This window comes from Arenimonas sp., assembly GCF_047602345.1.
Taxonomy (GTDB): Bacteria; Pseudomonadota; Gammaproteobacteria; order Xanthomonadales; family Xanthomonadaceae; genus Arenimonas.
This window is the reverse complement of sequence record NZ_JASGHN010000010.1, coordinates 503,183-519,618: the sequence shown is the minus strand read 5'-3', so window position 1 is coordinate 519,618 and position 16,436 is coordinate 503,183. Positions and strand designations below refer to the sequence as shown.

Below are 16,436 nucleotides of genomic sequence, written 5' to 3'. Positions count from 1 at the left end.
CGGTCAGTGCTTGGGGAACCGCGCCAGCGCCGCGGCGAAGCTTTCGCCCATCAGGCGCAGGAACAGGGTGCCCATGCCGGGGAAAAAGCGATTGCCGTCGCGGCTGCCGACGGCGACCAGACCGACGTTCGTCACCGGAATCAGTGCGACCGATTGCGCCTGCGACTGGTCGTCGCCGAACAGCAGTTCCATCTTGTCCGGATTGAGCCGGCCACAGAGCGGTTCGCCGCTGGTCACGCAATCCTTGAACGGCGCCATGCGTTTGTCGCGCACCGGGATCACCTGCAACCAGGGAGCCGCCAGGCCCGGTTGCTCGTCGAACAGCACGATGCGCACGGCATCGCCCTGGAAATCCTCGCCCAGGCTGGCGACCATCGCCAGCACGGTGTCGGCGGCGCTGCCGGCGCGCATCAGGCTCAGCGCGAGCTGGTGCGTGCGCACGGTCAGGCGCTCGTTCTCCTGCGCGTTGGCGAACAGTTCGGCCAGGCGTCGATTCAGTTCGCGGTTCTTGTCGCGCAGCACCTCGAGCTGGTAGCTCGCCAGCGACGCCGCCGGCCCGTCTTCGCGCGGCACGACCAGCGACAGCGTCAGGTCGGGGAACTGCGACAGGAATTTCGGATGCCGGCGCAGCCATGCCGCGACTTCGTGCGCGCTCAGGCGCTCGGCTCTCTCTTCGCTCATGCGATCCACTCTCCTTCGAACACGAATGCGACCGGCCCGGCCATACGGATCTGCGCCGCATCGTCCGGCCAGTCGATCTGAAGCATACCCCCGGGCAGGTCGACATCGACCTTGCGTGCGACCCGCCCCTGCCGGATCAGGATCGCGACCGCGGCGCAGGCGCCGCTGCCGCAGGCCAGGGTCTCGCCGGCGCCGCGCTCGTAAACGCGCAGGCGGATGTGCGAGGGCGATTCGACCTGGGCGAATCCGACGTTGACGCTCTCGGGAAACAACGTCGAAGCCTGAAGCATCGGGCCGATCCGGCCGACCGGCGCGTTGACGATGTCATCGGTCAACAACAGCGCATGCGGGTTGCCCATCGAAGCCGCGCCGAAATGCAGGGGCGTGCCGCCGAGCATCGCGACGTATTCGTGCTCGGCCTGTGCATCGGCACCGACCAACGGGATCTTCGCCGCGGTGAATTCGGGCACGCCCATCTGCAGCGAATAGCGACCGTCGGGCAGGCGCTCGGCTTCGATCGGCCCGGCCGGACTGTCGAGCACGAAGCGCGGTGGCAGCGACGGCATCGCCCGCTCCAGCCATGCGGCGACACAGCGCGCGCCATTGCCGCATTGCTGCGCCAGGCTGCCATCGCTGTTCCAGATGCGATAGCGCGCAACGCAACCCGCGCGGCCGCTGTCCTCGATGCTGAGCAGCTGGTCGAACCCGACGCCGGTGTGGCGGTCGCCGATAGCACGGGCAAGATCGGCGCTCGGCGCTTCGCGCCCGCCGCGCAGGTCGATCAGGACGAAGTCGTTGCCGGCTCCGTGCATCTTGGTGAAACGCAGGCCCATGCCGGCCTCAGCGCTGGGCGGGCGGATTGGCCTCGCCGGGGCGGACCAGATCGCCTTTGTTGCCGCAGGCGGCCAGCAGGCCCATCAGGCTGAGGGCGAGGAACAGCAGGGGAAGGCGCAGGTTTTTCATGCGGCGAGTATAGCGCCGTGACGCGCCCCTGATTCCACCCTCTCCCCGCGGGGCGAGGAAAGGGTGGGTATATCGGGACTGGTGCAGGCCTTATTCCAGCACGCGCAGCTGCTGCAGCATGAAGGCGTAGTACTCGGAGATCTCGCGGAAGCGGCGGAAGCGGCCCGACTTGCCGCCGTGGCCGGCTTCCATGTTCGTGCGGAACAGCAGCGGATGCTGGTCGGTCTTGCGATCGCGCAGGCGCGCGACCCACTTCGCCGGTTCGTAGTACTGCACCTGCGAATCCCAGAGGCCGGTGCCGACGAACAGCGCGGGATAGGCCTTGCGCCCGACGTTGTCGTAGGGAGAGTACGAGAGCATGTAGTCGTAGTACTTCTTCTCGGACGGGTTGCCCCACTCGTCGTATTCGTTCGTCGTCAGCGGAATCGATTCGTCGAGCATCGTCGTGACCACATCGACGAAGGGCACCTGGGCGATCAACAGGGCGTAATCCTCCGGCGCCATGTTCGCGACCGCGCCCATCAGCAGGCCGCCGGCGCTGCCGCCCAAGCCCGCGACGCGATCCTTCGCCGCATAGCCTTCCTTCACGAGGAAGCGTGTGACGTCGATGAAATCGGTGAAGGTGTTCTTCTTCTCCAGCAGCTTCCCGTCTTCGTACCAGGCACGGCCCATCTCCTGCCCGCCGCGGATATGCGCGATGGAATAGACCATGCCGCGATCGAGCAGGCTCAGGATCGTCGCGCTGAAACGCGGATCGCTGGAAATGCCATAGCTGCCGTAGGCGTACTGCAGCATCGCGGCCGAGCCATCCTTCTTCAGGCCCTTGCGATAGACCACCGACACCGGCACCTTCGTGCCGTCGCGCGCCGTCGCCCACAGGCGCTCGGTGACGTAATTGGCCGGATCGAACTCACCCAGTACCGGCTCGCGCTTGAGCAATTTGCGCTCGCCGGTCTTCATGTTCACTTCGTAGACCGTATTCGGCGTCGTCAACGATGTGTAGCCGTAACGCAGCCAGTCGGTACCGGGTTCGGAATTCATGCCCAGGCCCATCGTGTAGGCGGGCTCGTCCGATTCGACGAAGGCGCTGCGGCCATCGTCGGTCAGCGTACGCAACCGCCGCAGGCCGCCGGAGCGTTCGTCGATGGCGAGGAAATCGTCGAACAGCTTGAAGTCCTCGATGAAGACGCTGTCGCTGTGCGGCACCAGTTCGTTCCAGCGCATACGGTCGCCCCAGGCCTGGTCGTCGGCCATCGTCATCAGGCGGAAGTTCTTCGCATCCCAGTTGGTACGGATGACCCAGCGGCCGTCGAGATGGTCGGCTTCGTACTCGAAATCGCGCTGGCGCGGCGCCAACACGGCGAACTCGCCGGGCTTGGCCGCCGGGGTGCAGCGCATCTCGCTGCTGACCGTACTGCCGAGACCGATGCAGATGTACTTGTCCGAGCGCGTACGCGAGATGCCCATGTAGAAGCTGTCGTCGGCCTCCTCGTACACGAGGCGGTCCTGCGAAGCCGGCGTGCCGAGCACGTGCGCCTTCACGCGTTTGCTCAGCAGCGTCGTCGGATCTTTCTCGATGTAGTAGATCGTGCGGTTGTCGTCGGCCCAGACCAGGTTCGGCTCGATGTTCTCGACGCGATCGGCATAGACCTCGCCGGTGCGCAGGTTCTTGACCCGCAAAACGTACTGGCGACGGCCGACATCGTCCTCGGCCCAGGCTACGAGCTCGTTGTCCTGGCTGACCTCGGCTTCGCCGAGGCTGAAATAGCCCTTGCCTTCGGCCATCGTGTTCTGGTCGAACAGGATCTCTTCCGGCGCATCCATCGAACCCTTGCGGCGCGCGTTGATCGCGTAGTCCTTGCCGGTCTCGAAGCGCGTGTAATACCAATAGCCGCGCAGGCGATAGGGCACCGTGGCGTCGTCCTGCTTGATGCGCCCGACGATCTCGCCGTAAAGCTTCTCCTGCAGCGCTTTCGTCGGCGCGAGCACGGCATCGGCATAAGCGTTCTCGGCCTTGACGTAGGCCAGCATCTCCTCGTTCTCGCGGGTGTCGTCGCGCAGCCAGTAGTACTCGTCCTGGCGCACGGCGCCATGCGGCGCCTTCACTTCATGCGCTTTCTTCGCGGCGACCGGCGGCACCGGGAGTTCGCCGGCCCGGGCGCCGCCAACGGCGAGCGACATGGCGAAAGCGAGGGGCGTGAGATTGATCGGGTTCATCGGGTTTCCTGTCGAAAGCAGTGTAGGAGCGACGCAAGTCGCGATACATGAAGTTCGGGGATGATCAGAAGAGCTTCTTCTTGAGGAAGGCATAGGCCAGGGCCGACATGAAGGCCGCCTGCTCGTTGTTGGCCGCACCGCCGTGACCGCCCTCGATGTTCTCGTAATACAGCACGTCGTGGCCCTGCTCCTTCATGCGCGCCATCATCTTGCGCGCATGTCCCGGATGCACGCGATCGTCGCGCGTCGACGTGGTGAACAACACCGGCGGATACTTCACGTCCTTGCGCACGTTCTGGTAGGGCGAATACTTCCGCAGGAAGGCCCAATCGGCGGGCACGTCGGGATTGCCGTACTCGGCCATCCAGGAAGCGCCGGCCAGCAGCTTGTTGTAGCGCTGCATGTCGAGCAACGGCACCTGGCAGACGACCGCGCCGAACAGCTCCGGGTACATCACCGTCATGTTGCCCATCAGCAGGCCGCCGTTGCTGCCGCCCTGGATGCCGAGATGTTTCGACGAGGTGATCTTGCGCGCGATCAGGTCCTGCGCGACCGCGGCGAAATCCTCGTAGCTCCTGTTGCGGTTCTCGCGCAGCGCCGCCTGGTGCCAGCGCGGTCCGTATTCGCCGCCGCCGCGGATATTGGCGAGCACGTAGACGCCGCCCTCGCCCAACCAGGCACGACCGATGCTGCCCTTGTAGGCCGGCGTTTCCGAGACCTCGAAACCGCCATAGCCATACAACAGGGTCGGGTTCGCGCCATTGGCGCTCACGTCCTTACGCGCCACCTGGAAATACGGCACCTTCGTGCCGTCCTTGCTGGTCGCGAAATGTTGCGTCGCTGCGTAGGCGCTGGCGTCGAAGAAGGCCGGCAACTGTTTGAGCATCTCCGGCTCGCGCAACCCCGCTTCGCCCAGCGACAACGAGGTCGGCGTCAGGAAACTGGTGGACGTGAGGAAGTATTCGTTGGACGTATCGGGATCGACGGGATCGACGGTAAGGTCGGCGATGTCCTCCGTGCCGGGCAGGCCCGAGCGATGCCATTCCTCGGCCGAAACGGGATAGAGCACCTCGACGCGGCTCTTCACGTCCTCGAGCAGGCTCAGCATCAGGTAGTCGCGCGTCCAGTTCGCCGCCGCCAGCGAGACCGTCGGCGTCGGCTCGAACAGCACGGTCCAGCGGCGTTTGCCCTGCAGGAAATCGTCGAAACGCGTGCCGATCAGGCTGCCTTCGGCATAGGTGCGTCCGCCTTCCGTGAACGGCTCGCGCAACTGCAGCGTTAGCCATTCGCGATGCACGGTCTTGTCGGCGCTATTGGGCAGGTCCAGGCGCGTCTGCTTGCCGTCCTTGCCGATCAGGTAGAGCTCGTTGTTGTAGAAGGCGAACGCGCGCCAGATGAAGTCGCGCTCGAAACCCGGCGAGTGGTCGCGATAGCCCCAGACGCCGAGATCCTTCGCGTCGGCCTCGAACACCGTCTGCGCCTGCGCCATCGGCGTGCCGCGCTTCCAGAGTTTCAGCACGCGCGGATATCCGGATTCCGTCGTGGACCCGGCGCCGAAATCGGTCGAAACATAGACATGATCGGCATCGCGCCAGGACAGCGAGCCCTTGGCTTCCGGTCGAAAGAACCCGTCGGCGACCCAACTGCGCTTGGGCAGGTCGAACTCGCGCGTCACGTCGGCATCGGCGCCGCCGCGCGACAGGGCGATCAGGCAGCGGTCATAGGTCGGTTCCAGGCATTCGGCGCTATGCCAGACCCAGTTCTCGTTCTCGGCCTTGTTCAGCGCATCCAGGTCGATCAGGACTTCCCAGGCCGGTTCGGCCTTGCGGTACTCGGCCAGCGTCGTGCGGCGCCAGAGGCCGGCCGGGTGCGCCTTGTCCTTCCAGAAGTTGTAGAAGTAATCGCCCATCTTGACGACTTCGGGAATGCGCGCGTCCGAGTCGAGGATGGAACGCAGATCGTCGCGCAGTTTCGCGAAGCCCGGGTCGGACGTGAGCGCATTCTTCGCATCGGCGTTCTGCGCCCGCACCCATTCCAAGGCCTTGTCGCCGGTGACGTCTTCCAGCCACAGATTGGGATCATCGTTCACGCTTTGCGCTCCGGCCGCGGAGACGAACAGCGCGCCAGCCAACCAGGCGATCATCGGGCGGGGCATGAACCGTCTCCAGAAAGGAAACGGGAAACCTAACATGCCGCCCGGCCCCCTTCCCATGGAAGGAGGTCATGCGAGACGCGATCAGGCCGCGCGCGGCGCCAGGTTGCGGCGTCGCGGCCGCTGCGAGGCGCGACGCGACTGGCCTTGGCGCGCGCCGAGGCGTCGGCGGCCGGCGCCCGGTTCGGCGGCCACGGCGAAGACGGTGCGCAGCGCTTGACGATGCAAGACCAGCAGGGAAATCGCCGGCGCCAGCACCAACCAGAGCGGGCCATTGCCTAGCCAGGGCGATACGCCAAACATGCTCGGCGCCAGCAACCACGGCAGGGCGGCCAGGGCCAGGGCCTGCCACAGCAGGCGAGACAGACGCGGGTCAGGACGGTTCTGGCTGAAATACTGCTTCGACATGGCGGCTTCCTCCGTGGGCGTGGAGGAAAACTGCCGTAGCCCCTTCTCAGGGACTGAGAACGCCGGTGTGCCCGTCCTGATTCAGCGCTCGTAGGCCGACAGGGCCAGCTGCAGCAGGGTGCGCGCCTGCTGGCGCAGGCTTTCCGGTTCGACGATCTCGGCATCGGCGCCGTAGCGCAGCACGTCCATCAGCAATTCCTTGGCATTGCTGTAGGGAATCTTCAGCTGGTAACGGCCGTCGGGCAGGAAGCGCCCCTCCTGCTTCGAATGCCAATGTTCGTCGGCCACCCAGCGCGCGGCCTTGGCCGAGAACAGGATGGTCGCGTTCGCTTTCGGCGCCCCGGAGAAGATGCCGTAGCTCGACGCCAGGTGCTGGTCGAGTTCGGCATCGGGCAGGTCGCGCGCCGCCTCGTCCTGCACGCGCGCATGCTGGATGCGATCGACGGAGAAGCTGCGCAGCGCCTCGCGGTCCTGATCCCAGGCATCGAGATACCAGTTGTCGCGATAATGCGTCAGACGCTGCGGCGAGACCGTGCGATGGGTGCGCTCGTTGGTCGAACGCGCCAGATAGTCGAAAGCCAGTCGCTTGCGTTCGAGCACGGCACTGGCGACGACGCGGAAAGCGATCTCGTCGCGCTGGCGCACGTAGCTGCCGATCACCCGCACGCGCTCGACCGGCCAGCGCTTGCCGCCGGCCTGCTGCGCCAGCAGCGATTCGATGCGACCACGCAAGGGCGCCAGCGCCGAGGACAAGACGCCCGAACCGGTGCGATCGAGCAACTGGTGCGTCGCCAGCAGCGCATGCAGCTCGTCGGAGTTCAGCCACAGGCCCGGCAGCTCGAAGCGTTCGGCGTCTTTTTCGTTGTAGCGGAATCCACCCTCGCCTTCGCTCTCGATCGGCGCGCCGAGCGCATCGCGCAGGAAAGCGATGTCGCGATAAAGGGTCGCACGCGAACAAGCGAGTTCGTCCATCAGGCGCTGCAAGGACACCGGATAGCGGGCGGACTTCAGGATGCGATGCAGTGCGAGCGTGCGTTCGTAGCGGTCCATACGGAGGTCGCGGGTCGGCCGGGGCGGACTAGGATGGCATTGTGCCCTGCGGCTTCCAAGCGTCGCCCGCCCGGATCGGCACCGCAACCCGACCCGGGCGCGTTTCCGGCTTGCCGGAACGGTCGCGCGTCTCGCCGGGAAGGTGGCGGGCAGGCAGAATAGGCGGATGGCCGAACCCGCGCTCGATCTGCAAAAACCCGTCGGTACCGAGGTCAAGCAGACCACGTGCTACATGTGCGCCTGCCGTTGCGGCATCAACGTGCATCTGCAGGATGGGCAGATCCGCTACATCGAAGGCAACCCCGAGCACCCGGTCAACCGCGGCGTGCTTTGCGCGAAAGGTTCGGCCGGCATCATGCAGCACTATTCGCCGGCGCGCCTGCGCTCGCCGATGCTGCGCACCGGCGAGCGCGGACAGAATCAGTTCCGCGAGATCGAATGGGACGAAGCGCTGGCCCTCGCCGCGCAATGGCTGGGCGAGGCGCGCGAACGCGATCCCGACCGCCTGGCCTTCTTCACCGGCCGCGACCAGTCGCAGGCGCTGACCGGCTGGTGGGCGCAGCAGTACGGCACGATCAACTACGCCGCACATGGCGGGTTCTGTTCGGTGAACATGGCCGCCGGCGGCCTGTATACGCTGGGCGGCAGTTTCTGGGAATTCGGCGAGCCCGACTGGGAACACGCGCGCTACCTGATGATGTGGGGCGTGGCCGAAGACCACGACTCCAACCCGATCAAGCTCGGTCTCGGAAAACTGAAGGGACGCGGCGCCAAGATCGTCGCGGTCAATCCGATCCGCAGCGGCTACGGCGCCATCGCCGACGAGTGGATCGGCATCCGCCCCGGTACCGACGGCCTGTTCGCTTTCGCGCTGATCCATGAACTGCTGAAGGCCGATCGCATCGACCTCGACTATCTGGTGCGTTACACGAACGCGCACTGGCTCGTGGTCCGTAATCCCGGCGGCGCCGACGACGGGCTGTTCGTGCGCGACGAAGAAGGCCGTGCCCTGTGCTGGAACCGGCGCACCGGCGCACCGGCCGATGCTGGCGCGATCGATATCGAACCGGCGGTCGTCGGCGAGGTCGCGTTGCCCGATGGCCGTCGCGCCGTGCCGGTCTTCCATCTACTGGCCGAACGTTATCTCGACCCGCAGTATGCGCCCGATGCGGTGAGCGAACGCTGCGGCATCCCGGCCCAGACGATCCGCCGCATCGCGCGCGAATTGGCCGAAGCCGCCTTCGACCAATCCTTCGATCTGCCCGTGGCCTGGACCGATGTGCATGGCCGGCGACACGAGACGATGCGCGCGCGGCCGGTCGCGATGCATGCGATGCGCGGCATCAGCGCGCACAGCAACGGCTTCCACACCTGTCGCGCGCTGCACGTCCTGCAACTGCTGCTCGGCGCGGTCGATGCGCCCGGTTCCTTCCGCTACCAACCGCCGTTTCCGCGTCCGATTCCGCCGGCGAATCGCCCCGGCAAGACCCGCGGCGCGGACGGAAAGCTCGATGCGCCGCCGCTGGGTTTCGTGCACGGACCGGAGGATCTGCTCGTCGATGCGCAAGGCCAACCGCGCCGCATCGACCATGCCTATTCCTGGCGCTATCCGCTGGCGGTGCACGGCATGCTGCATACCGTCATCCGCAATGCCTGGGCCGCCGATCCGAAACCGGTCGACGTGCTTTTCATGTTCATGGCGAACATGAGCTGGAACTCGGCGATGAACACCGCCGAGACGATGCGCTGGCTGACCGACAAACGCGAAGACGGCGAGTACCGCATTCCGAAGATCATCTACTCGGACGCCTATTCCAGCGAAATGGTCGCGTATGCCGACCTGGTGCTGCCCGACACGACCTACCTGGAACGTTTCGACGCGATCTCGCTGCTCGATCGCCCGATCTCCGACGCCGACGGCGCCAGCGACGCGATCCGCCACCCGGTGTTCCAGCCCGACCGGGACGTGCGCGGCTTCCAGTCGGTGCTGCTCGACCTGGGCGCCCGCCTCGGCTTACCGGCGATGATCAACGAAGACGGCTCGCCGAAGTTCCGCGACTACGCCGATTACATCCTTCGGCACGAGCGCGCGCCCGGCGTCGGCCTGCTGGCCGGCTGGCGCGGCGAGAACGGTGAAGCGCAGGGCAAAGGCGCACCGAACCCGCAGCAGTTGCAGCGCTACATCGAACATGGCGGTTTCTGGCACGCCGCGATTCCCGAATCGGCGCGCTATTACAAGATGGGCAATCGCGACTACCTGCAATGGTCGGCCGGCATGGGCTTCATCGCGAAGGCCGACCCGGTGGTGCTGCAACTGTATTCGGAGACGCTGCAGAAGTTCCGCCTCGCGGCCCAGGGCCATGGCGCCGTGCAGCCGCCGGAGGACGAACGAGAACGCGTCGCGACGTACTTCGATCCGCTGCCGATCTGGTACGAGCCTTTCGAGGGCGCGCAAGTCGCCAGCCAAGAGTTTCCCCTGTCTGCGCTTACGCAACGCCCTCCCTTCATGTACCACGCCTGGGGTTCGCAGAACGCCTGGCTGCGGCAGATCACCGCGCGAAACTATCTGTATCTGCATCCGGACACGGCCAAGCGCTACGACATCGCCGATTTCGATTGGGTCGAAGTCGAGTCTCATCATGGCCGCATCGTCGTGCAGGCCAAGACGGTCGGCAACGTACAACCGGACACGCTCTGGACCTGGAACGCGATCGGCAAGCGCAAGGGCGCCTGGAAACTGGCGAAGAACGCACCGGAATCGAAACAGGGTTTCCTGCTGAACCACCTGATTTCCGACATCACGCCGCGCGGCGACTATGCGAATGCCGATCCGGTGACCGGCCAAGCCGCCTGGTTCGACCTGCGCGTGCGCATCCGCAAGGCCGAGGCATCCGACGAGAGCGCGCCGCAGTTCGGCGTACTGGAAGGTCGCGAAGCCGACGAAGCCCCGCTGCGCTATGGCGCCAACCTGAGGAAATCGAAGTGAACGCCTACGACTGGTACTTCGATTTCATCTCGCCCTTCGCCTACCTGCAGTGGCGACGCCTGCGCCGCGACCATCCGCAACTGCGTCTTACGCCGAAGCCCCTGCTCTTCGCCGGCCTGCTGAATCATTGGGGCCAGCTCGGCCCCGCGGAAATCCCCGGCAAGCGCGAGCACACCTACCGCATCGTGTTGTGGCAGGCACGCGAGCTCGGCATTCCGCTGCGCTTTCCGCCGGCGCATCCGTTCAATCCGTTGCCGGCGCTGCGGCTCTGCGTCGCGGCCGGCGCCGACGATCGCGCGGTGAATACGATCTTCCGCCATCTCTGGGAAGACGGGCTCGCGGGCGACAGCATCGAAGCGCTCGCCGATGTCGCGGCGGAACTCGGCATCCCGGATATGGCGGCGGCGGTTGCGCGTGACGAGGTGAAACGGCAGCTCGCGATCAACGGGGCGGAAGCCATCGCGCTCGGCGTGTACGGCGTGCCGACGCTGAACATCGACGGCCGCCTGTTCTGGGGCAACGACGCAACCGGGATGGCCCTGCAATACCTCGACGATCCGATCGGCTTCGACGACGATGAAATGCGGCGCATCGAAAGCCTGCCGGAAGCCGTCCAGCGCCGGAGGTCCGGCGCATGACGATGCTGCCGCCGCCATCGGCGAAGAAACTCGGCCTGGTCATCGACCTGGACATCTGCGTCGGCTGCCATGCCTGCGCGGTGGCCTGCAAGGAATGGAATGCCGGCGGTATCGCCGGACCGCTGACCGACGAGGATCCCTACGGCGCGGAGCCGATGGGCGTCTGGTTCAACCGCGTGCACAGCTACACGCTCGACGCGCTGGAAGACCAGCCGGCGATGACCCTGCACTTCCCGCGCTCCTGCCTGCATTGCGAGCAACCGGCCTGCGTGACGGTCTGCCCGACCGGCGCCAGCTACAAGCGCGCCGAGGACGGCATCGTGCTGGTGGACGAGGACAAGTGCATCGGCTGCAAGCTCTGCAGCTGGGCCTGCCCCTACGGTGCGCGCGAATACTCGGAAGTCGAAGGCGTGATGAAGAAATGCACGCTCTGCGTCGACCGCATCTACAACGAAAATATCCCGGAAGTCTCGCGGCAACCGGCCTGCGTGCAAGCCTGTCCGACCCGCGCGCGGCATTTCGGCGATCTCGGCGACGAGGATTCGGCGATCTCGAAACTGGTCGCCGATCGTGGCGGCGTGCCGCTGATGCCAGATCTCGGCTATGCGCCGGTCAACCGCTATCTGCCGCCACGGCCGCGTCGTGGCGGCGAAACGAAACCCGCGCCGATGCCGGAAGAGAAGCTGGATGCCTCGCAACTTCCGCCCCTGCTGCGTTGGCTCGACCGCGCGTTGAGCCGCTAGGTCTCATGATGGCCCGCATTGCGCACATCGTTGGCTGCCATCCCTGGCGCTGCTTCTCGTTCTTCGGATCGCCCGGGGCAGGCTTCCTGCCTGCCCGCCCATGCGCCCGGCGCGGCAGCGCCGCGCCAGCGAGGAACGCATGAACCCCGCCTTCTCCGTCATCTTCTTCACCACGCTGTCCGGGCTCGGTTACGGGCTCTGGTTCTGGGCGTGCGTCGGACTGATGCAGGGCCAGGGCGAGCAGTCCGGAACGATGTCCTTCGTCGCGCTCGCGCTGGGCTTCGTGTTCGTCAGCATTGGGCTGTTGAGTTCGACCCTGCACCTGGGCAAGCCGCTTCGCGCCTGGCGCGCGTTCTCGCAATGGCGCACGTCCTGGCTTTCGCGCGAGGCCGTGCTGGCCATCGGCGGCTTCGTTCCATTCGTCGGTTTGATCGCCTTTGCCTTGTTCCAGCCGCCGATTCCGATGTGGATCGCAAGCGCGCTATTGCTCGCGTTGATGCTGCTTTCGCTCGCGACGATCGTCTGCACGGCGATGATCTATGCCTCGTTGAAGACCATCCCGGCCTGGTCGCATCGCCTGGTAGTCCCAGGCTATCTGCTCTTCGCCCTGGCGACGGGCGGGTTGCTCCATCTCACCCTGCTTTCCATTCCCGGCTTGATGGCGCCGACCGCAGGCGTCGCCATTGCGGTCGCCAGTCTGCTGCTGGGTGGCTTGAAGCTCGCCTACTGGCGAGATATCGATCGCGGCGAAATGCCGGTCGATCGCGCGTCCGCGCTCGGCCTGCCGGCGAATCGCGTGGTCCGCGATTTCGAGCGGCCGCATACCGAAGCCAACTACCTGACGCGCGAAATGGGTTTCGTGGTCGCGCGCAAGCACGCGCGCAAGCTGCGGCTCATTGCAATGATGCTGTTCGCCGCACTGCCGGCGCTCGTTGGCCTGCTGGTCGCGGTGGCGCCTTCGGAGTCGGCCTCGCTGCTCTGGCTGGCGACGCCCGCGGCCTTGCTCGGCGCGATGGTCGAACGCTGGTTGTTCTTCGCCGAGGCCAAGCACGTGGTGATGACCTACTACTGATGCTGGGCTTCGCAGCGCTCAGCCCAGCCTACGTTCGAGTCGGACGCGAACGATTCAATTCAAATGCCGCAGGCCGCGGCCGATCCAGCCCCGCGCCTGCGCCAGTTCATACGCCGTTTTCAATGCGACCAGCAGCAAGAGCATGAACCAGGGCGAGCCCAGGGCCAGCGAGCCTATCGCCCCGATCACCAACACCACGTGCAGGATGGCGACGCGCAGGTAGGGCTCGGCCGTCAATCGCATCAACGGCGTCACGAGCTGGCGCGCGACTTTCGAATCCTTGTGCGAGACGGCGATCGTCTCGGCATCGTAGGTCGGTGCCACATAGGCGCGATGCGCCTGCCAGGCTTGCCAGGCCGAACTCGCGGCCGCCGCCAGCAAGGCCCACCAGAAACCGGCCGCCGACGTCGGCGCGGAACCGTCGGGCACGACGCCGCCGAAAACGAACAGCGCGTGCAGGCCGAGGAACAGGCCGTAGTGCAGGCAGAAGAACGGCACCATGACGAACTTCATGCCATGCAGCACCGGCGGCCCGGGCAGCACCACCGTGCGCGCCAGATACAGCAGGCCGACGATCAGGTTTTCGGACCAGAACAACACCATCAGCGAGGACAGCGTCCAGTCGCCACGCCAAACCCACCACAGCGTCAGTGCGTTGCTGGCGAGCACCAGCGCGGTGTCGACCAGACTGGCCTTCGGCGCGGCCGGCGTCGCTGCCTGCATCACGACGACAACAGGCGGTCCGCGCCCTTCAACCGCAGCTCGGCGGCGACCAGACGACCGAGGCCTTCGGGATCGTTCGCGCGCCCCACTTCGCCGATGCGGACGCATTCGCCGGTATCGGCCGAGCCGACAAGACCTTCCAGCGACAAGATGCCGCCGTCGAGTGTGGCATAAGCCGCGACCGGCACATGGCAACTACCGTGCAACTGGCGATTCATCGCGCGCTCGGCTTCGACGCAGGTACGCGTGACGGCATGATCGAGCACGCGCACGCAGTCTATGGTGGCGGCGTCGCCGATGCGGCATTCGATCGCGATCGCACCCTGCGCGACCGCCGGTAGCCAGCTCGGCGCGTCGAGGCGATGGCGGATGAAGCGCGACAGGCCCAGGCGTTCGAGACCGGCACAGGCGAGGATGATGGCATCGTAGTCGCCGGCCTGCATGCGCGCGATCCGCGTGTTGACGTTGCCGCGCAGATCCAGCACCTGCAGGTCGCTACGGCGTGCGCGCAATTGCGCCTGACGGCGCAAGGACGACGTGCCGACGCGGGCGCCACGCGGCAGGGCGTCCAGATCGGAGTGCTTTTCCGAAACGAAGGCGTCGAAGGGGTCGCCGCGCTCGAGGATCGCCGGCAGCTCGAAGGGACCGTCGAGGTCCATCGGCACGTCCTTGAGCGAATGCACGGCGATATCGGCCTCGCCTTCGAGCATCGCCACTTCCAGCTCCTTCAGGAACAGTCCCTTGCCGCCGATATCGGCCAGCGGCCGATCGAGGATCTTGTCGCCGCGCGTCGTCATGGGCACGAGTTCGACGACCAGGCCGGCATGCGCGGCGCGCAGTCGTGCGGCGACATGTTCGGCCTGCCACAGAGCCAGGGCGGATTTGCGGGTGGCGATGCGCAGTTTGTCCATGGCGCGATTATCGCCGATTCGGCCGCGCCTCGTTGCGCCAGGCCAGGGTGCGCGAACCGCGCGGACACCCCGCTCCTACAGGTGCTTGAGCTTTTCCCGAAGGCCGGGCAGGCAGCGACGGCTGACCTCCAGCGCCGCATCGGCGCGGCGCAATCTCGCCAGCACGCGCCCGTCGGGCAGTCGCTGCAGCTCCTGGATATCGTCGCGCGCCACCAGGCAGTTGCGATGGATGCGCAGGAAACGGTCGGCGAACTCGCTCTCCAGCGACTTCAGCGACTCTTCGATCAGATCCTCGCCCCGACCATGGTGCACGACGACGTATTTCTCTTCCGCCAACAGGTAGTGCACGTCCTCGACCGGAATCAGGCGCAGGCTGCCGCGCAGGCGGGCGGACAAATGGCTGCGTTGCCGGTCGCTGTCCGGCACCGGGGCGCGCGGCGTTTCGCTCGGGCGACGCCGTCGCACGCGTTCGATCGCCTCGAGCAGGCGTTCGCGCCGCACCGGTTTGACCAGGTAGTCGACGGCCGCCGCTTCGAACGCCGCCAACGCGTGCTCGTCGTAGGCCGTGCAGAAGACGACCGCCGGCGGCGATTCGAGGCGGGCCAGGTGACGCGCCGCTTCGATGCCGTCCATGACCGGCATCGAAATGTCCAGCAACAGCGCATCCACCGACAGCGAAAGTGCGCGTTCGATCGCCTCGCGGCCGTTGCCGGCCTCGCCTGCGATCTCGCAGTCGGGCACGTCGGCCAGCATGGCGACCAGTCGGTCGCGCGCCAGCGGTTCGTCGTCGACGACGAGCAGCTTCATGTCTCGGCCTTCAGGGGCAGGCGGATCTCGCAGCGATAGTAGCCATCGGCGAACTCGCGCGTCATCCGTGCCTGTGCGCCGAACTGGAAAGCCAGTCGCTGCGCCACCGACGCCTGCGCATGCCGGTTGCCGCCGTCGCGCTCGCGCGGGGGCAGCGCCGGGTTGACGATGCGCAGCATCAACCAGGGCGATTCGACCCGAACCGAGATATCGATCTCGCCGCCTTCGGCCAGCGGCGCGATGCCATGCACGACGGCATTCTCGAAAAGGGGCTGCAGGACCAGGCGCGGCAGGGCCATCGTCCTCGGCGCGTCGTCGTCGATCTGCCAGCGCACGCGCAGGCGCTCGCCGAGGCGGAGCTTTTCGATGGCGAGATAGCGTTCGGCGAAATGGATCTCTTCCGCCAGCGTCGATTCGCCGCGATCGGCGCCGAGCGCGGCGCGGAACAGCTCGGAGAGGTCTTCCACCGCCTGCTCGGCGGTTTCCGGGTCGCGCCGCACCAGGCTGGCGATGCTGTTCATCGAATTGAAGAGGAAATGCGGGCGTATCCGCGCCTGCAGCGCGTCCACGGCGGCTTTGGCATTGGCATTGACCTGCGACTGCCATTGTTCGCGCACGAAGAAGTAGCGCAACGACAGGGCGTTGATCAGCATCGCCAGCGCCGCGACCGATCCGACGAAACGCCATTGTTCGGTCGCCGGAAGGGTATAGCCCATCGCCAATCCGAGATCGATCTGCTGCGCGGCCCAGGCGCCGAATCCGGCGACGGGCAGTGGCATCAGTACCGCCATAGGCAGGGCGAAGCTGATGGGTAGGCGATCCAGCCAGGGGCGCGCCTTGCACAAGGTGACCGCCATCGTCAGCGCCAGCCAGCAGGAGAAAGCGCTGGCGGCGGCGAATTCCTCGAAACTCCAGCGCAGGGAGCGCGTCGGCGCCAGTGCGACGATGACGACCACGAGCTCGGCGATACCGAGCACCGCCGCGATGCGCGGCAGTCGGCAGAAATCGGGCATCCAGGGTTGCGTCGCGGTCATGGCGCGAGTATCGCCCGAATCGGCGAGCCGACGCAGCGTTCCGCCCCGGCC

General features: G+C 66.3%; 15 protein-coding genes. 4 read left to right on the top strand and 11 right to left on the bottom strand.

Going from position 1 to position 16,436, the window contains the following annotated elements; all coding sequences use genetic code 11:
• Positions 1-3: 3 nt before the first annotated feature.
• The 7 genes from QM707_RS15185 to QM707_RS15155 form a co-directional block, all read right to left on the bottom strand.
• Positions 4-681 carry a DUF484 family protein gene (locus QM707_RS15185; RefSeq protein ID WP_415002718.1) on the bottom strand — a complete coding sequence of 226 codons (678 nt, stop codon included), beginning with the start codon at positions 679-681 and terminating at the stop codon, positions 4-6.
• On the bottom strand, positions 678-1,514 hold the full coding sequence (gene dapF / locus QM707_RS15180; RefSeq protein ID WP_415002717.1) for a diaminopimelate epimerase: 837 nt from the start codon (positions 1,512-1,514) through the stop codon (positions 678-680). The genes QM707_RS15185 and dapF overlap by 4 nt, the downstream gene beginning before the upstream one ends.
• A gap of 7 nt (positions 1,515-1,521) precedes the next feature.
• Complete coding sequence (gene lptM / locus QM707_RS15175) at positions 1,522-1,644, bottom strand: LPS translocon maturation chaperone LptM (RefSeq protein ID WP_415002716.1); 123 nt, start codon at positions 1,642-1,644, stop codon at positions 1,522-1,524.
• 90 nt (positions 1,645-1,734) lie between these two features.
• On the bottom strand, positions 1,735-3,825 hold the full coding sequence (locus QM707_RS15170; RefSeq protein WP_415002816.1) for a S9 family peptidase: 2,091 nt from the start codon (positions 3,823-3,825) through the stop codon (positions 1,735-1,737).
• Between the two features lie 100 nt (positions 3,826-3,925).
• Positions 3,926-6,016, bottom strand: a complete 2,091-nt coding sequence (locus tag QM707_RS15165) for a prolyl oligopeptidase family serine peptidase (RefSeq protein ID WP_415002715.1) — start codon at positions 6,014-6,016, stop codon at positions 3,926-3,928.
• An 81-nt stretch (positions 6,017-6,097) separates the two neighbouring features.
• Positions 6,098-6,421, bottom strand: a complete 324-nt coding sequence (locus QM707_RS15160) for a hypothetical protein (protein WP_415002714.1) — start codon at positions 6,419-6,421, stop codon at positions 6,098-6,100.
• Positions 6,422-6,502: 81 nt separating this feature from the next.
• Positions 6,503-7,471, bottom strand: coding sequence for a helix-turn-helix transcriptional regulator (locus QM707_RS15155; protein WP_415002713.1), 969 nt, complete (start codon positions 7,469-7,471; stop codon positions 6,503-6,505).
• 166 nt (positions 7,472-7,637) lie between these two features.
• Here QM707_RS15155 and QM707_RS15150 point away from each other — a divergent pair, with 166 nt between their 5' ends.
• From QM707_RS15150 to QM707_RS15135, 4 genes are all read left to right on the top strand, one after another.
• Positions 7,638-10,457: a molybdopterin oxidoreductase family protein gene (locus QM707_RS15150; RefSeq protein ID WP_415002712.1), complete on the top strand. Its 2,820-nt coding sequence runs from the start codon at positions 7,638-7,640 to the stop codon at positions 10,455-10,457.
• Complete coding sequence (locus tag QM707_RS15145) at positions 10,454-11,095, top strand: 2-hydroxychromene-2-carboxylate isomerase (protein ID WP_415002711.1); 642 nt, start codon at positions 10,454-10,456, stop codon at positions 11,093-11,095. The genes QM707_RS15150 and QM707_RS15145 overlap by 4 nt, the downstream gene beginning before the upstream one ends.
• A complete protein-coding gene (locus tag QM707_RS15140; RefSeq protein WP_415002710.1) occupies positions 11,092-11,838 on the top strand; it encodes a 4Fe-4S dicluster domain-containing protein in 747 nt (248 codons plus the stop codon). The genes QM707_RS15145 and QM707_RS15140 overlap by 4 nt, the downstream gene beginning before the upstream one ends.
• Positions 11,839-11,977: 139 nt before the next feature.
• Positions 11,978-12,910, top strand: coding sequence for a dimethyl sulfoxide reductase anchor subunit family protein (locus tag QM707_RS15135; protein ID WP_415002709.1), 933 nt, complete (start codon positions 11,978-11,980; stop codon positions 12,908-12,910).
• A 54-nt stretch (positions 12,911-12,964) separates the two neighbouring features.
• Here QM707_RS15135 and QM707_RS15130 read toward each other — a convergent pair whose 3' ends face one another.
• The 4 genes from QM707_RS15130 to QM707_RS15115 form a co-directional block, all read right to left on the bottom strand.
• A complete protein-coding gene (locus QM707_RS15130) occupies positions 12,965-13,633 on the bottom strand; it encodes a DUF6498-containing protein (RefSeq protein ID WP_415002815.1) in 669 nt (222 codons plus the stop codon).
• Entirely contained in the window at positions 13,633-14,544 is a 912-nt protein-coding gene (gene hemC, locus QM707_RS15125; RefSeq protein ID WP_415002708.1) for a hydroxymethylbilane synthase, read from the bottom strand. The genes QM707_RS15130 and hemC overlap by 1 nt, the downstream gene beginning before the upstream one ends.
• A 75-nt stretch (positions 14,545-14,619) precedes the next feature.
• Positions 14,620-15,351 carry a LytR/AlgR family response regulator transcription factor gene (locus QM707_RS15120; RefSeq protein ID WP_415002707.1) on the bottom strand — a complete coding sequence of 244 codons (732 nt, stop codon included), beginning with the start codon at positions 15,349-15,351 and terminating at the stop codon, positions 14,620-14,622.
• Positions 15,348-16,385 (bottom strand): sensor histidine kinase, encoded by a 1,038-nt coding sequence (locus QM707_RS15115; RefSeq protein WP_415002706.1) that lies wholly within the window; start codon positions 16,383-16,385, stop codon positions 15,348-15,350. The genes QM707_RS15120 and QM707_RS15115 overlap by 4 nt, the downstream gene beginning before the upstream one ends.
• Between the last annotated feature and the right edge of the window lie 51 nt (positions 16,386-16,436).

Coding starts and splice junctions, on each gene's coding strand:
- QM707_RS15130 (WP_415002815.1), bottom strand. CDS start 13,633: ATGCAGGCAGCGACGCCGGCCGCGCCGAAGGCCAGTCTGGTCGACACC.
- QM707_RS15140 (WP_415002710.1), top strand. CDS start 11,092: ATGACGATGCTGCCGCCGCCATCGGCGAAGAAACTCGGCCTGGTCATC.
- QM707_RS15155 (WP_415002713.1), bottom strand. CDS start 7,471: ATGGACCGCTACGAACGCACGCTCGCACTGCATCGCATCCTGAAGTCC.
- QM707_RS15120 (WP_415002707.1), bottom strand. CDS start 15,351: ATGAAGCTGCTCGTCGTCGACGACGAACCGCTGGCGCGCGACCGACTG.
- lptM (WP_415002716.1), bottom strand. CDS start 1,644: ATGAAAAACCTGCGCCTTCCCCTGCTGTTCCTCGCCCTCAGCCTGATG.
- QM707_RS15115 (WP_415002706.1), bottom strand. CDS start 16,385: ATGACCGCGACGCAACCCTGGATGCCCGATTTCTGCCGACTGCCGCGC.
- QM707_RS15135 (WP_415002709.1), top strand. CDS start 11,978: ATGAACCCCGCCTTCTCCGTCATCTTCTTCACCACGCTGTCCGGGCTC.
- QM707_RS15150 (WP_415002712.1), top strand. CDS start 7,638: ATGGCCGAACCCGCGCTCGATCTGCAAAAACCCGTCGGTACCGAGGTC.
- QM707_RS15170 (WP_415002816.1), bottom strand. CDS start 3,825: ATGTCGCTCGCCGTTGGCGGCGCCCGGGCCGGCGAACTCCCGGTGCCG.
- QM707_RS15165 (WP_415002715.1), bottom strand. CDS start 6,016: ATGCCCCGCCCGATGATCGCCTGGTTGGCTGGCGCGCTGTTCGTCTCC.
- hemC (WP_415002708.1), bottom strand. CDS start 14,544: ATGGACAAACTGCGCATCGCCACCCGCAAATCCGCCCTGGCTCTGTGG.
- QM707_RS15160 (WP_415002714.1), bottom strand. CDS start 6,421: ATGTCGAAGCAGTATTTCAGCCAGAACCGTCCTGACCCGCGTCTGTCT.
- QM707_RS15185 (WP_415002718.1), bottom strand. CDS start 681: ATGAGCGAAGAGAGAGCCGAGCGCCTGAGCGCGCACGAAGTCGCGGCA.
- dapF (WP_415002717.1), bottom strand. CDS start 1,514: ATGGGCCTGCGTTTCACCAAGATGCACGGAGCCGGCAACGACTTCGTC.